This is a genomic window from Pantoea sp. Fr-CA_6 (assembly GCF_024520895.1).
Taxonomy (GTDB): Bacteria; Pseudomonadota; Gammaproteobacteria; order Enterobacterales; family Enterobacteriaceae; genus Pantoea; species Pantoea agglomerans.
The window spans coordinates 75,295-90,193 of sequence record NZ_JALNPO010000009.1; the positions used below are offsets into that span (position 1 = coordinate 75,295).

The 14,899-nt window shown below is 54.5% G+C and carries 16 protein-coding genes and 1 pseudogene; 9 read left to right on the forward strand and 8 right to left on the reverse strand.

Going from position 1 to position 14,899, the window contains the following annotated elements; translation table 11 throughout:
* Positions 1-121 precede the first annotated feature (121 nt).
* Entirely contained in the window at positions 122-739 is a 618-nt protein-coding gene (gene sodA / locus NR201_RS16200) for a superoxide dismutase [Mn] (RefSeq protein WP_008926407.1), read from the reverse strand.
* 282 nt (positions 740-1,021) lie between these two features.
* Entirely contained in the window at positions 1,022-2,362 is a 1,341-nt protein-coding gene (locus tag NR201_RS16205; protein ID WP_033759400.1) for an aspartate aminotransferase family protein, read from the reverse strand.
* A gap of 207 nt (positions 2,363-2,569) precedes the next feature.
* On the opposite strand from NR201_RS16205, the gene NR201_RS16210 reads away from it, so the two are divergent.
* A complete protein-coding gene (locus NR201_RS16210) occupies positions 2,570-3,346 on the forward strand; it encodes a DeoR/GlpR family DNA-binding transcription regulator (RefSeq protein ID WP_010257462.1) in 777 nt (258 codons plus the stop codon).
* Here NR201_RS16210 and fdhD read toward each other — a convergent pair.
* On the reverse strand, positions 3,343-4,167 hold the full coding sequence (gene fdhD / locus NR201_RS16215; RefSeq protein WP_256849968.1) for a formate dehydrogenase accessory sulfurtransferase FdhD: 825 nt from the start codon (positions 4,165-4,167) through the stop codon (positions 3,343-3,345). The genes NR201_RS16210 and fdhD overlap by 4 nt on opposite strands.
* Positions 4,168-4,571: 404 nt before the next feature.
* Between fdhD and fdnG the strand changes: the two are divergent.
* The 5 genes and pseudogenes from fdnG to NR201_RS16240 all read left to right on the forward strand — a co-directional run bounded on the left by fdnG (position 4,572) and on the right by NR201_RS16240 (position 10,731).
* Positions 4,572-7,622, forward strand: a pseudogene (fdnG, locus tag NR201_RS16220) (formate dehydrogenase-N subunit alpha).
* A gap of 12 nt (positions 7,623-7,634) precedes the next feature.
* Complete coding sequence (gene fdxH, locus NR201_RS16225) at positions 7,635-8,534, forward strand: formate dehydrogenase subunit beta (protein ID WP_256849969.1); 900 nt, start codon at positions 7,635-7,637, stop codon at positions 8,532-8,534.
* Complete coding sequence (fdoI, locus tag NR201_RS16230; RefSeq protein ID WP_010257478.1) at positions 8,534-9,175, forward strand: formate dehydrogenase cytochrome b556 subunit; 642 nt, start codon at positions 8,534-8,536, stop codon at positions 9,173-9,175. The genes fdxH and fdoI overlap by 1 nt, the downstream gene beginning before the upstream one ends.
* Positions 9,175-10,098 carry a formate dehydrogenase accessory protein FdhE gene (gene fdhE / locus NR201_RS16235; protein WP_010257482.1) on the forward strand — a complete coding sequence of 308 codons (924 nt, stop codon included), beginning with the start codon at positions 9,175-9,177 and terminating at the stop codon, positions 10,096-10,098. The genes fdoI and fdhE overlap by 1 nt, the downstream gene beginning before the upstream one ends.
* Positions 10,099-10,119: 21 nt before the next feature.
* On the forward strand, positions 10,120-10,731 hold the full coding sequence (locus NR201_RS16240; protein ID WP_256849970.1) for a glutathione S-transferase: 612 nt from the start codon (positions 10,120-10,122) through the stop codon (positions 10,729-10,731).
* A gap of 241 nt (positions 10,732-10,972) precedes the next feature.
* Here the strand turns inward: NR201_RS16240 and NR201_RS16245 are convergent, their stop codons facing one another.
* From NR201_RS16245 to NR201_RS16255, 3 genes are all read right to left on the reverse strand, one after another.
* Positions 10,973-11,554, reverse strand: a complete 582-nt coding sequence (locus NR201_RS16245) for a hypothetical protein (protein ID WP_073970692.1) — start codon at positions 11,552-11,554, stop codon at positions 10,973-10,975.
* Between the two features lie 570 nt (positions 11,555-12,124).
* On the reverse strand, positions 12,125-12,424 hold the full coding sequence (locus NR201_RS16250; protein WP_010257487.1) for a type II toxin-antitoxin system RelE/ParE family toxin: 300 nt from the start codon (positions 12,422-12,424) through the stop codon (positions 12,125-12,127).
* Positions 12,421-12,705, reverse strand: coding sequence for a hypothetical protein (locus tag NR201_RS16255; protein WP_062759460.1), 285 nt, complete (start codon positions 12,703-12,705; stop codon positions 12,421-12,423). The genes NR201_RS16250 and NR201_RS16255 overlap by 4 nt, the downstream gene beginning before the upstream one ends.
* A gap of 369 nt (positions 12,706-13,074) precedes the next feature.
* Here NR201_RS16255 and NR201_RS16260 point away from each other — a divergent pair, with 369 nt between their 5' ends.
* Together NR201_RS16260 and NR201_RS22690 are read left to right on the forward strand one after the other, a co-directional pair.
* Positions 13,075-13,299, forward strand: a complete 225-nt coding sequence (locus NR201_RS16260; protein WP_010671630.1) for a SymE family type I addiction module toxin — start codon at positions 13,075-13,077, stop codon at positions 13,297-13,299.
* Positions 13,300-13,419: 120 nt separating this feature from the next.
* Entirely contained in the window at positions 13,420-13,611 is a 192-nt protein-coding gene (locus NR201_RS22690; protein WP_306281449.1) for a hypothetical protein, read from the forward strand.
* A gap of 58 nt (positions 13,612-13,669) precedes the next feature.
* Here NR201_RS22690 and NR201_RS16270 read toward each other — a convergent pair whose 3' ends face one another.
* Both NR201_RS16270 and NR201_RS16275 read right to left on the reverse strand, forming a co-directional pair.
* On the reverse strand, positions 13,670-14,017 hold the full coding sequence (locus tag NR201_RS16270) for an immunity 8 family protein (protein WP_256849971.1): 348 nt from the start codon (positions 14,015-14,017) through the stop codon (positions 13,670-13,672).
* A gap of 206 nt (positions 14,018-14,223) precedes the next feature.
* A complete protein-coding gene (locus tag NR201_RS16275) occupies positions 14,224-14,517 on the reverse strand; it encodes a hypothetical protein (RefSeq protein WP_256849972.1) in 294 nt (97 codons plus the stop codon).
* 66 nt (positions 14,518-14,583) lie between these two features.
* Here NR201_RS16275 and NR201_RS16280 point away from each other — a divergent pair, with 66 nt between their 5' ends.
* Positions 14,584-14,832 carry a hypothetical protein gene (locus tag NR201_RS16280; protein ID WP_187500782.1) on the forward strand — a complete coding sequence of 83 codons (249 nt, stop codon included), beginning with the start codon at positions 14,584-14,586 and terminating at the stop codon, positions 14,830-14,832.
* The last annotated feature ends 67 nt before the right edge of the window (positions 14,833-14,899 follow it).

Consider the following 14,899-nt stretch of genomic DNA (forward strand, 5'->3'; position numbering starts at 1 on the left):
GCGGTTAAAAAGCGAGATCCGTTTATTTTTGGTTTAATCTGGGACGACAGAATTTAAAGATAAAAAAACCGGCGAAATAAATTCCACCGGTTTATCGTTATCACGTTAACACTGGGTTAACTTACTGGGCAGCTGCGAAGCGGGCTGCTGCTTCGTCCCAGTTGACCACGTTCCAGAATGCTTTGATGTAGTCAGGACGTTTGTTCTGATACTTCAGGTAGTAGGCGTGTTCCCACACGTCCAGACCGATGATTGGGAAGCCAGAAACGCCAGCAACCGCTTCACCCATCAGCGGGTTGTCCTGGTTTGCGGTAGATACCACAGCCAGTTTGTCGCCTTTTTTAACCAGCCACGCCCAGCCTGAGCCGAAACGGGTCGCAGCCGCTTTCTCGAACTCTTCCTGGAATTTTTCCACGCTACCGAAATCTTTCTCGATAGCCGCTTTCAGGTCGCCCTGCAGCGTGGTGCCGGTTTTCAGGCCTTTCCAGAACAGGCTGTGGTTAGCGTGGCCGCCTGCGTTATTACGCAGTGGGCCTTTTTTGTCTGCTGGCAGCTGATCCAGTTTGGTGATCAGCTCTTCTACCGGCAGATTGGCAAATTCAGTGCCTTCCAGCGCCGCGTTAGCGTTGTTCACGTAGGTCTGGTGATGTTTGGTGTGATGGATTTCCATCGTCTGCTTGTCGAAATGCGGTTCCAGTGCGTCGTATGCGTAAGGCAGGGATGGCAGTGAATAACTCATGTTCTTCCTCTCCATTTAGTTTGAGCAGCACGACGAATTCGGGACGTGCCGCGTAAGCAGTCGAATCATTATAGTTAAATTCATGTAGCGTAAAAGGGTAATCAATGCCCTATTAACCATAAGGATTTGAGAAATCTGGCAAAAGCAACCCGTTGTTTTTACAGCATGCTGCTGCTGACTCCGCCTTTTCAGCTTTATCAGACAGGGAGAGCGAAGCACTCTGCCAGCACCACCAGCAGGCACTCATCCCGCCCGAACGCCGCATCTGCCCTGCCCTGCGCGTTACCTGCCCAGTTCGCGCAGCCCGCTGTCGAGCGCGCCGACCAGCCAGTCGATATCCCCTTCCTGGAACGCCAGTGGCGGACGCAGTTTCAGCACATTCCCATACGGGCCGGCGACCGAGGTCAGCACGCGATGTTCACGCAGCTTCTCGATTAAATCCAGCGCCAGCGTTTTGTCCGGCGTTTTGCTGTGACGATCGGTGACCAGCTCAAAACCGATAAACAGTCCGGCACCGCGCACATCCCCCACGCACTCATAGCGATCCATCAGGGTTCGCAGCTCCGCCAGCAGCTTCGCGCCGACCACGCGGCTGTGTTCCTGTAACCCCTCTTCGGTGATCACTTTCAGTACCGCCTGCGCCGCCGCCATCGCGACCGGGTTACCACCAAAGGTATTGAAGTAGGGAATTGAGTCGCTGAAGGCGGCCAGCACTTCACTTTTTGCCAGCAGGCCGGAAACCGGAATGCCGTTGCCCATTGGCTTGCCGGTGGTAATGATGTCAGGCACCACATCGTGGCGGCCAAAGCCCCAGAACGCGTCGCCGGTACGGCCAAAACCAGGCTGCACTTCATCGGCAATAAAGATGCCGCCGTTGGCATGCACCACCTCGACCGCTTTTTTCAGGAAGCCGCGCGGATCGGGCAACACGCCGTCCGAGGAGAAGATTGAGTCCGCCAGGAAGCCGGCAAATTTAATGCCGTGCGCCGCCATATCATCAATCTGCTGCTGAATCTGGTCAGCGAACCAGTCGCCCAGGTCAGGCGCGTCCACACGATACGCATCCGGTGGCATCACCAGCCGCGTGGTGGGCGCCAGCGGCTGTCCACTGCCCAGCGCCGGAGAAGCGCCGGATGTCAGTTCACTGGTGCCGTGATAGGCCTCTTTACTGACAATAATCCCGCTGCCGCCGCTAAAGGCGCGCGCCACGCGAATCGCCAGGTCGTTAGCTTCCGATCCGGTGCACATATACATCGCGCGATCGATCGCCGGGGGCGTGGTCGCCAGCAGCGCTTCGCTGTAGTCCAGAATATTTTCATGCAGGTAACGGGTGTGGGTATTCAGCATTTTCATCTGCTGCGTCACCGCCTCAGTCACGGCCGGATGACAGTGCCCGATGCTCGCCACGTTGTTGTAGACGTCGAGATATTTATCGCCCGCCGCATCCCACAGATATTGCCCTTCACCCCGCACCAGATGCACCGGTTTGCGATAGAACAGGCGATAAGATTCGCCAAGCACTTTGCTGCGTTTATCGGTCAGTTTGCGCGTCTCGCTGTCGAGCGCATCGGCATGTTCGGCGCGGAAACTGTTGGTATCCATAATAGTGGAACGCGTGGCCATAATGACTCCCGTTACAAGGATGAAGGAGGAAGAGCTGACGCCTTTATCATGCCTGCCTGAATCTAAAATGCAACAAAATACACAAATGCAATAAAATACACATGACGCAGGCAGATCGCCACGCTAAGCTTGCTCCCTGATTCAGACGGAATCTTTCGCTTCACTGGCGTATCATCCGTGATCTTCGCGCTTTAAAAGGAAACCTCTATGCTGCAGGAAACGCGCCTTCATCGCATCCGTGCCTTACTGACCCGGCTTAACCAGGTGAGTACCGAGCGCATTATCAGGGAGCTGGGGGTCTCACGCGAAACCGCGCGCCGCGATATCATTGAGCTGGAAGCGCTGGGTCTGGCACGCCGCGTTCACGGCGGGCTGGTGGCGATTGAAACGCGGGCTGAACCGCCGCTGACGGAACGCCGCAGTACCCAGACCCGGGAGAAGCGCGCCATCGCCCGCGCCGCTGCGCAGTTGCTGCAGCCCGGACAGACGCTGTTTCTGGATGCGGGCAGCACCACCACGCTGCTGGCAGAGGAGTTGCACGCCCTTTCCGGCCTGACGATTGTGACCAACAGCCTGCAGGCCGCGCTGGCGCTGAGCGCCGGAGAAGAAGATCAGCCGCTGAATAATCAGATTATTTTGCTGGGCGGGACGATGTCGGCGGGCGCACAACAGACGCGCGGCGAAATTACCGTGGGTGAGATTATCCGCTATCGCGCCGATGTGGCGCTGCTGTCGCCGGTTGGCATTGAGGCGGGTTGTGGTGCCAGCAGTTTTCATCCGCACGAAGCGGCCATCGCCAGGGCGATGGTGCAGCAATCCACTTCCTGCTATCTGCTGGCCGATCACACCAAACTGGGGGTAGTCAGCCGCACGGTTTACGCGCCGTCACCGGCGATCAACCTGCTGATTACGGATAGTGGTGGTGACAACAGTGCCGCCCTTGAGGCGTTGCAGCAGACGCTGCCAGAGGTGATGGTGGTTTAACGCAGCCGCTGAGGATGGCTGTAAACCGTAGCGCGTCCAGGTTTACTGAACCCGACCAGCGTCAGATTGCAGCGCTCAGCCACCTCAACCGCCAGGCGGGTCGCTGCCGAGACTGCGAACAGGATCTCAACCTCGCACATGGCGGACTTCTGCACCATTTCATAGCTGGCGCGGCTGGAGACCAGCACCGCGCCTGGCCCCCACTCAGCCTGGCTGCGATAGCCCAGCAGCTTATCCAGTGCCACATGGCGACCCACATCTTCACAGCCACCGGCCAGCTGACCATCAGGCTGGATCCACGCGGCAGCATGGGTGCAGCCGGTTTTCTGTCCGACCGGCTGATACGCTTTCAGCTGGCCCAGCGCCCGATCCAGCTGATCCAGCGCAAAGGTCTGGGTAAACGGCAGCGGAGAGAGCGGCTTGCCAATCTGGTCCAGCTGTTCAACGCCACACACGCCGCAGCCGGTACGGCCTGCCAGCGCACGACGCTGCTCTTTCAGCGCCATAAAACGGCGGCTGGAAAGCTCAATCTGAACCTCAATGCCGTGACAGCCCGGCACGATGTCCATGCCGAAAATGTCGCCTGGCGCGTCGATAATGCCCTCTGACAGCGAAAAACCCAGCGCAAACGCCTCCAGATCTTTGGGCGTGGTCATCATCACCACGTGAGAGATGCCGTTGTAAACCAGCGCCACCGGCACCTCGTCCGCCAGCCAGTCAGACTCTGCTGCGGTCAAATCGGCACGCTGCCATACCTGCGTTCTGCTGACGCCGGCCTGAATTGTTAAATCTTCGCCTGAGTCAGGCTGGATAGCTTTCAAAAAGTACGACCTGTTGTTAATAAATAATGAAATGCGACAGTCAGTACGGCTGCACAGCGGTGATCAGACGCAGACTAATTTTGCCTTCTGGCCCGGTGCGGCGCAAATAAACAGCGGGGCAATTCATGCGGTTTTCTCACCGGGAAAGGCGCAGCCACGCCTGCTGGCGGGCAGAATGAGAATGGGTATCTTTCAGGCTTTAACATCGGTAAGCATAAAACAACAGTAATTATCTGCCGCTACGGGAAATCTGCTTGCGCCGGGGATTGGTTGCCGAGGATTTTTAACAAAATTTAGAAAAAGAATTACTAATGACTAACCTGTTGACCCTGGTCAACTTACAGGCAGATAGGGCTGCTATTTTGCAAGGCTTCGCAATGGAGCCAATAAAGAAGAACGATAAAATGCAAATTAACAGACGGAGTTTTTTCAAAATCTGTGCTGGCGGGTTGGCGGGCACCAGCGCGGCGTTACTCGGTTTTGCCCCCGCCACAGCCTTAGCCAGCGTCAGAGAGTTCAAACTCATTCGCGCCAGAGAGACGCGTAATAACTGCACCTACTGCTCAGTCGGCTGCGGCATGCTGATTTACAGCCTGGGTGATGGCGCTAAAAATGCCCGCGCCTCGATTTACCATATTGAAGGCGATCCTGACCATCCGGTCAGTCGTGGATCGCTCTGCCCCAAAGGCGCGGGCGTGCTCGACTTTATTCACAGTGAACAGCGCCTGAAATACCCGGAATACCGCGCGCCAGGCTCGGATAAATGGCAGCGCATCAGCTGGGATGAGGCATTTGACCGCATAGCCCGCCTGATGAAGCAGGATCGCGATGCCAATTTCCAGGCCACCAATGCCGCTGGCGTCACGGTAAACCGCTGGCCGACTACCGCCATGCTCTGCTCTTCCGCCGCCAGTAATGAAACCGGCCTGCTCGATCAGAAATTTGCCCGCTCGCTGGGTATTCTGGCGCTGGAAAATCAGGCGCGCCTGTGTCACGGCCCGACCGTGGCCGCGCTGGCCCCCAGCTTTGGTCGTGGTGCAATGACCAATAACTGGAACGACATCAAAAACGCCAATGTGGTGATGATCATGGGCGGCAACCCCGCCGAGGCGCATCCGGTTGGCTTTAAATGGGTGATTGAAGCCAAAACTCATAACAATGCGCAGGTCATCGTGGTCGATCCACGCTTTAACCGCTCTGCGGCGGTCGCCGATCTCTACGCGCCACTGCGTGCCGGCAGCGATGTGGTTTTCCTGATGGGGGTGATCAACTATCTGCTGCAACACAATCAGATTCAGCAGGAGTATGTTCGCGCCTTCACCAATGCCGCCCTGATTGTCAGCGAAGGCTTCAGCTTCAGCGACGGATTGTTCAGCGGTTACGATGCTGAAACCCGTCAGTACGATCGGCAGAGCTGGCACTATGAGCTGGATGAAAACGGCCATGCAAGACGCGATGAGAGCTTCACTCACCCACGCTGCGTGCTGAACCTGCTGAAAACCCATGCCAGCCGTTACACCCCGGAAATGGTGACGCGCCTGTGCGGCACTTCGCAGGAATCCTTTATTGCGGTATGCGAGCAGCTCGCTTCCACCTGTGTGCCGAATCGCACCGCGACTATTCTCTATGCGCTGGGCTGGACTCATCACACCAACGGTTCGCAGATTATCCGCACGGCGGCGATGATTTAGCTGCTGCTGGGTAATATCGGGATGCCAGGCGGCGGTATTAACGCGCTGCGCGGCCACTCCAACGTGCAAGGCTACACCGATCTCGGCCTGCTGGCGCAGAGTCTGCCGGGCTATCTGCCACTGCCCTCAGAGAAGATGACCACGCTGGCAACCTACCTGCAGCAGGCCACGCCGGTCGCGACACTGCCGGATCAGGTCAACTACTGGCAGAACACCGACAAATTTTTCGTCAGCCTGATGAAGAGTTTCTACGGCGATAAGGCCACAGCGGAAAACCAGTGGGGCTACGACTGGCTGCCGAAGTGGGATAAGAGCTACGACTGCATGGCGCAGGCGGAGATGATGGAACAGGGCGCGCTCAATGGTTGCCTGATTCAGGGCTTCAACCTGCTGGCCGCCTTCCCGGACAAAAATAAAGCGGTCCGGGCACTGTCCCGCCTCAAATATATGGTGGTGATCGATCCGCTTCGCACCGAAACCGCCAGCTTCTGGCAGCATCACGACGAGTTCAACGATGTCGATCCCTCGAAAATCCAGACCGAAGTGTTCCGTCTGCCCTCTTCCTGCTTCGCTGAAGAGTCAGGATCGGTGGCCAACTCGTCACGCTGGCTGCAGTGGCACTGGGCGGCTGCGGAGCCGCCCGCTGAAGCGCTGCACGACGGTAAAATCCTCGGCAATCTGTTCATGCGTCTGCGCGCGCTCTATCGCCTGGAAGGCGGAGCAAACCCTGAACCGCTGATGGCAATGCGCTGGGACTACCGCGATCCGTCTAATCCTGAGCCGGAAGAGGTGGCGCAGGAGAACAACGGTCAGGCGCTGGCCGACATTTACGACGCCAGCGGCAAGCTGTTGCTGAAAAAAGGCCAGCAGCTCAACGGCTTCTCAGAGCTGCGTAACGATGGCACCACAGCCAGCGCCTGCTGGATCTACAGCGGCAGCTGGACGCCGGAAGGCAACCAGATGGCACGACGCGACAACGCCGACCCATCGGGGCTGGGCGCGGTCTCCGGCTGGGCCTGGGCGTGGCCGGCTAACCGCCGCATTCTCTATAACCGCGCCTCTGCCGATGCGCAGGGTAAAGCCTGGGATCCGCAGCGCCGCCTGATTGAGTGGGATGGCACTCGCTGGCACGGCATCGACGTGCCGGATTATCCGGTAACGCTGTCGCCGCAGCAGCAGGCCGGTCCGTTTATCATGCAGCCCGATGGTCTTGGCCATCTGTTTGCGCTCGATAAGATGGCCGACGGCCCCTTCCCGGAACATTACGAACCGATGGAAAGCCCGCTCGCCGACAATCCTATGAATCCGCAGCAGCGTCATAGTCCGGTCGTTCGACTGTTCAGCAGCGACGCCGCGCAACTGGGCGAGGCCGCTGACTATCCCTGCGTCGCCACCACCTATTCCATCACCGAACTGTTCCGCCACTGGACCAAACATGCCCTGCTGAACGCGATTGCGCAGCCGGAGCAGTTTGTTGAAATCGGCACCGAACTGGCAGAGGAGAAAGGCATCAAGGCCGGAGACAGCGTCAAAGTCTCGTCGCGCCGTGGCTATATCAAAGCCAAAGCGGTGGTAACACGTCGTCTGCAGCGTCTGATGATTGACGGCAAGCCGGTTGATACCGTGGGTATTCCCTGTCACTGGGGCTTTGAAGGCACCACGCGCAAAGGCTTCCTCGCCAATACGCTGACGCCGTCGGTTGGCGATGCCAACTCGCAGACCCCGGAATACAAGGGATTTTTAGTAAAAGTGGAAAAAGCGTAACGGTAGATGACAATGGCTTATCAATCACAAGATATTATCCGTCGCTCAGCGACCAACGGCTTCACCCCACCGCCACAGGCGCGCGATCACCAGCGTGAAGTCGCGAAGCTCATTGACGTCACCACCTGTATTGGCTGCAAAGGCTGTCAGGTCGCCTGCTCCGAATGGAACGACATCCGCGATGAAGTCGGTCATAACATCGGGGTCTATGACAACCCTACCGATTTGACCGCCAAATCCTGGACGGTGATGCGCTTCTCGGAAGTTGAAGAGAACGGCAAGCTGGCCTGGCTGATTCGCAAAGATGGCTGCATGCACTGCGCCGATCCCGGCTGCCTGAAAGCCTGTCCGTCGGCAGGTGCCATTATTCAGTACGCCAACGGCATCGTCGATTTCCAGTCTGAGCAGTGTATCGGCTGCGGCTGCTGCATTGCGGGTTGCCCGTTCAACGTGCCGCGGCTCAACAAAGAGGATAACCGCGCCTACAAATGCACCCTGTGCGTGGATCGCGTCAGCGTCGGCCAGGAGCCTGCCTGTGTGAAGACCTGTCCGACCGGCGCCATTCATTTCGGCAGCAAAAGCGACATGCTGACGCTGGCGGAGGAACGTGTAGCGGAGCTGAAGTCGCGCGGGTTTGCGCAGGCTGGCCTCTACAACCCGGAAGGCGTGGGCGGCACCCACGTGATGTATGTGCTGCATCATGCCGACAAGCCTCAGCTCTATCACGGGCTGCCTGCTAACCCGGGCATCAGCCCGACGGTGACCTTCTGGAAGGGGATCTGGAAACCGCTGGCGGCGGTGGGTTTTGCCGCTACGTTCGCCGCCTCTATTTTTCACTATGTTGGCGTTGGCCCGAATCGCGTCACTGAAGAGCACGACGACAACGACGATCACCCTGAGGAGCGCAAATAATGAAAAAGCCCGATCATCTGGTGCGTTACCGCGCACCCGAACGCATCAATCACTGGATTGTCGCGATTTGCTTTGTCATGGCCGCGTTAAGCGGATTAGGGTTTTTCTTTCCGTCGTTCAACTGGCTGATGCAGATATTTGGCACACCACAGCTGGCGCGTATTCTGCATCCTTTTGTCGGCGTGGTGATGTTCGTTGCTTTTATGCTGATGTTTTTGCGTTACTGGAAACACAACCTGATTAATCGCGATGACCTTTACTGGGCCAGAAACATTCACCGGATTGCGCTGAATGAAGAGGTGGGTGATACCGGTAAATATAACTTTGGTCAGAAGTGTGTGTTCTGGGCTGCTATTATCAGCTTAGTGTTGCTGCTTGCCAGTGGCATCGTGATCTGGCGACCTTACTTTGCCGATGCCTTCGCCATTCCGCTGATTCGTCTGGCGTTGGTGGTACATTCGGTGTCAGCGGTGGCGCTGATCATCGTCATTATGGTGCACATTTATGCTGCGTTGTGGGTCAAAGGCACACTGACCGCGATGGTGGAAGGCTGGGTCAGCGCCGAATGGGCCAGGCAGCACCATCCTCGCTGGTATCGTGAGCAGCGTAATCCGCCAATAAAACAGGAAAAACGCCCCTGATGAGTATTCGCATAATCCCGCAAGATCAGCTGGAGAAAGGCGAAAAGACAACGGCGGAGATGATTCCGCCGTTACTTTTTCCACGGCTGAAAAATTTATACAGCCGTCGTGCTGCGCGACTGCGTGACCTGGCGGCGAAAAACCCACTCGGCGACTACCTGCGCTTTGCGGCGGTGATCGCTGAAGCGCAGGAGATTGTGCTGTATGACCATCCGCTGCACATCGACCTGCATGCCCGCCTGACGCAGAGCGCCAGCGAGGGTAAGCCGCCGCTGAATATTCATACCCTGCCGCGCGATCCCCACTGGCAGCGACTGCTGCATTCACTGATTGCCGAGCTGAAGCCAGAGATGAGCGGTCAGGCACTGGCGGTGCTGGAGAATCTGGAGAAGGCGTCCGCCACCGAGCTGGAAACGCTGGCCAGCGCGCTGTTTACCGGCGAGTATGCGCTGGTCAGCAGCGACAAAGCACCCTTTATCTGGGCGGCGCTTTCGCTCTACTGGGCGCAGATGGCGGCCCTGATCCCAGGCAAAGCACGCGCTGAGATGGGCGATCAGCGCCAGTTCTGTCCGGTCTGCGCCAGTATGCCGGTCGCCAGCGTGGTGCATATGGGCAGTCATGAAGGCGCGCGCTATCTGCACTGTAATCTGTGCGAAAGTGAATGGCATGTGGTGCGCAGCAAATGTACCCAGTGCGAACAGTCCCGTGATCTGCACTACTGGTCGATCGACAGCGAACGGGCGGCGGTGAAAGCAGAGAGCTGTGGCGACTGCGGCACTTACCTGAAGATGCTCTATCAGGAGAAAGATCCGGCCATTGAACCGGTGGCAGATGACCTGGCATCGCTGATACTGGATGCCAGAATGGAGCAGGAAGGCTTCGCACGCAGCAGTCTCAATCCCTTTATGTTTCCTGGCGAATAGTCACTGACTCTGGAGAACCCGATGAAACTGATTGGCAGCTATACCAGCCCGTTTGTGCGTAAGATTTCGATTATCATGCTGGAAAAAGGCATTACTTTTGAATTCGTTAACGCATCGCCTTACAGCGATGACAGCCACGTGCCGCACTACAATCCGCTGGGCAAAGTTCCGGCGCTGATCGCTGACGATAAGCAAATCTGGTTCGATTCCAGCATCATTGCGGAGTTTCTGGAACTGCGTGGTGTGGAGCCTGCTCTGCTGCCTGCCGATCCGCTTGAATCGCTTAACATCCGTCAGCTGGAGAAGCTGGCGGATGGCGTCAGCGATGCCGCGCTGGTAATCGTGCGCGAGCAGATGCGACCGGGTGATCAACAGTCGGAAGAGGTGCTGCTGCGCAATCGTGAAAAGATTCAGCGCAGCCTCGACATGCTGGAAGCGAAGGCGGCAGAGGGGAAATGGCTTAACAACGGCCAGCTCAATCTGGCGGATATCGCCACCGGTTGCATGATCGGCTACCTCAATTTCCGTCGCGTAGTGCCGAACTGGTGTGTCGAACGACCCGCGCTGGTGAAACTGGCAGAAACGCTGTTTCAGCGCGAGAGCTTTGCAAGGACGACGCCGCCTGCGGCGTGATGGGTGCTGAGCCAGAACCATTAAGAAGGACAATGGTGTCTGGCTCCATATCAAGGTAATGACTTCATTAAGAGCAGCAGAAATCTGGAGCCAGGCTATAGATCAGTAAAAGCCCACGAATATTAATTTTACTAGATTATCTTCATTCCTGCCTCTGGACTTTCCGCTCGGAAATTTTAACTATCACTCAGTTAACCCGGATTTATAAAAATAATAATTAATGCGTATAGTTGTTTTAAAACTAATCATAAGTGAACTTATAATTTATAATGTAAGACCCTATTTTATTAGTATGAGCCGTCACCCATACTTTAGTCATACCTTGCTTCCTGTCATTGTATAAATTCGTACGATTTGTACAAAGTTGAAGCCATCTTTTTGTGTGAGCATCTTTAATCCACAAGCCAGCTTCACAATGGCTATATTTCCCAACTGCCGGACCTGGAAACGTAACCTCATATTCAGACTCATACTGAACAATGTTACCAGGAGCGATATAAACATAGACACTGTAACAATTTAGAATGCATATAAGACCAATAGAAAAGCCACATCCAAAAGCTTTCAGTACATAGATAGCTGATTCACCAACTGGTCTAAAATAAACAACTCGCCCCGAAAAAACAAGACCTACTATTGATGCAACAGTAATGTATGTTGTCCACTCGGGAACACTCTTCATTAATACAACACGACTTGCGACGCCAGTTGACCACATCAGATACCATAGCCATGCTGCGAATATGATGAAAAAAACGGAGAGTAATAAATAGCGTTTAACATTGCCTTTTTCATAGCCAGAAACAAAACGGCTTCCATGCATTTTAATCTTTCCTTATATAACACTAAAACTTATTTTAACTTCTGGTTGTTAGTGAGCTATCTTCTCATAAATATACTTTCAAACAATTTAATTTGCTAATGGAATTAGCGAAAACTCACTTTCACTTTGCTAGTTGACTATAGGTTTTAGAGCGTATTTTTATTATACTTCGTCACTGATACCGTCCGGTACGCCTGTCAGCGCCGAGTTGCAAGAAGCATAAGAGGTTACCGTACCCAGCAACGCGCCCCTATCGCCTGTACTTCCGAATAGTCTTCCGTCAGCTTATTTATCTGCGTTGCCAAGCAAACTGCATCCGTATCGCTTACCACCTGCGCCAGGTTCTTACCCGTCAGCCCCTTCACCGACACCGTCTGGCGGAAACACTGTTTCAGCGTGAAAGCTTTGCAAGGACGACGCCGCCTGCGGCGTGATGGTGTGCTGTAGATGGCAGGTGAAAAATTAAAAGGTGCGGTTTGGGGGCTAATTGTCTAATTCAGCTCTGAAGCGTGCCGTTCTGTCTGACGACGTCCTTATGCCTGACAATCTGATGCTGGATGAACAGGCTAACTATCTTTGATAGCGGCCTGATATTTTCCGGGATGTATGAAGTACCCGCAGGATGCGAACGCCATCTGTTTCGGCAACATAGACGATGATGAACGGAAAGCGTGGCACCACCAGTTTATATTGTTTTTCTGTGCCGACTTTTGTTCCGGCCCGCGGGTTTTCGCTAAGCAGACTGGCCATACGGGTAAACTTATCGTCTGTTGCACTGGCTACCAGCAGGCCAGCCTCACGATACAGATAACGAAATATCGTCTCCCTGTCTGCCTGCGCCTGTTTTTCCCATTGAACGGCTGATATCACAACGTTCCCCGCGCGGCCTGCGCTTTCAGTTCTTCCATGCGGGCATTCATTTCATCGTTACTGATGAACTCGCTATCACCGGCATCATAACGACTGAATGCCGTCACTATCTGCTCTTCCAGCCATGCATCATGTTGGCCATCCTGATATTGCCGCTCTTCAGCAGCCAGCTCTTCCGCTCGCTGACGCATAACCTCTGTCAGCGTCATCTTCTGGCGCTCTGCTGCCCGCATCGCCAGCCGTTTAACGTCCTCATCAATCCTGAAGTGGATAGTACTCATAACCTGACTCTCGCGTGGTGTCATTTGTGGTGTCATCATGCCTGTCATCCTTTTCCCTGTCATCATCATTTCACTCTTATGCGATGCCGGAAATCGCCATACCCATATAAAAAAATGGCCGGCTGCAGATGCTGAAGAGAGTATTGAGAAGAGGATGTAAACGAAATAGTAAACGGAAAAAACAATCCGTTTTTCAGAGACGACTCGCAGTTTATTACTTAGCTTTCAGCGAGTTTACAAAGCGGGCGGTGTATATTTGAACAGGAGAAAACAGAAAAGGAAGAACGTAACGAGAAATTTTTAGCGCGAGCTGAAGGTGGTGGAACACCAACAGCCCGCTGACCACAACTAACTGAACTGGAGTTAATTATGGCTAGAGCTGATTCTACGTCAGAACCCGCTGTACCCCAAGCACGCAAAAGCATCGTTGGTTACCGCCCCAACGGTGGCAGACCGAATCCATTACCCCAACTGACCATCAAAGGACGATGGCTGGAACAGTGGGGATTTATCAAAGGCCAGCCCGTCAGCATCATCGCCGAACAGGGCCAGCTGATTATCCGCATAATGCACCTCACGGAGGAGAACACATGAACATCACTTTTATTCCTGAGCCAGTCCCGGAACTGGCCATCCCGGGTGGCGAGCTTGCTGCGTTCGGACTTACTACCGATCCGATTAACGCTGCGTGATAATACGCTGTTGGTAACAACCGTGACTGAAGAAGCGGAGTGGACAGCACTGTGCGAAGCCAGTCTCCAGGGGCAGGATTCAGGGGCGGACTGGGTGCGGGAGAATGGCGAGGTGATTATCGGCGGTGACTGGCTGGCCGGGTTTGGTATCACGGATGTGGAACAGCTGGAGATTACCACTGCGCCCGGTGTGCTCCGTTTGCAGCGGCGGTAAGCGGGAAAGATTTAGGGATTAAAAGCAAAATCCCCGCTCACTGGCCGGGATTTAACGTTTAAGGCTGATAATCTTCATTTTCCCAGGCAAATACGCGGGAGAGTTTATGCGCTATCTCCATCCAGTCTCTCCCTTCGCACTGGTCGATATAATCCGTAATGGTTTTGGTGATCTCATCCAGATCGTATTTACGTACCAGAAGGGTATGGCGCATCAGCTCCGGTAGCCAATGGTGTTTGCAGAGCCATTCGGGAGTACAGACTCTTACATAAAAATAATTGCTTGCCACTTCATTCATAGGGCCAATTGTTAAAGTTAACGACATAACAAAGTTATCGATTTCTTCTGGAAAATAAACATCCAGATCGCATAAGTCATTTCCTAACGTTTTTAATTCTGCTTTCATTTATCAATACTTATATGACCGTTACCAATACGCACCCGTTCTCCGGTCGCTAGGTTTATTTTATATGTTTCAAAATTAGCCTGTATACCAGTTGGATTTAAATGCTCTGGAGCATTTGGTTTTGCATCAGGGTCACGATATACCCTTAAACCATCGCCACTGACCAACCCTTTTCCATCAGTTGTAGGTATTGCTCCGTCCCCAACTCAGATTTTACCTAATTGATCAGCTTCTGTTGCTGTTCCTGAACCAACGCCGTAGTTTAACTTGCCATTGTCACCTTTAACTGCGGCTGCCAACCTTGCATCCTGAGATGCAATATTATTCAGGTTCTGCTGTACTAGATCGTCTTTCAGTTTCGGATAAGTGGCCGCATTCTCTGCACCACTGGACGGCATACTGCTGACAACACCTTCCAGCGATTCCTTCGTAACCTTTCTTCCGGTCTGCTTCTTAACCGTCATCAACGCCTTCAGCTCTGACAGCTCTTTAGCCGACATCTTGCTGACAGGGAAAACGTCAGTCCCGCCTGTAGCGCATCACCTGCGGCCATTTCAGCCATCCAGATGCTGACCTCATTGGCACACAGCACCGGATTCGTGCCGCATCCGCTTATCGCCGCCTGTACCGGGACGCAGCTTAACGTGCGGGTGCTGCCGGACTGTCTGATACTGACGGTTAAACCGTCCTCAGCGGAACCGGAGGTGATACAGGCACTGCGCCAGCTCTGCCCTAAGCTCTCGGCCCGTAAACAACGTGAGCAGATGGACGTGATTCAGGTTATGGCGAAGCCGAAGAAGCGGGCCGGTAACTGACCGTTAAAGGAAAAATCCCGGCGCGAAGGCCGGGATTGGTGAGTTTATTCAGGTGAAGCCTTCCGGT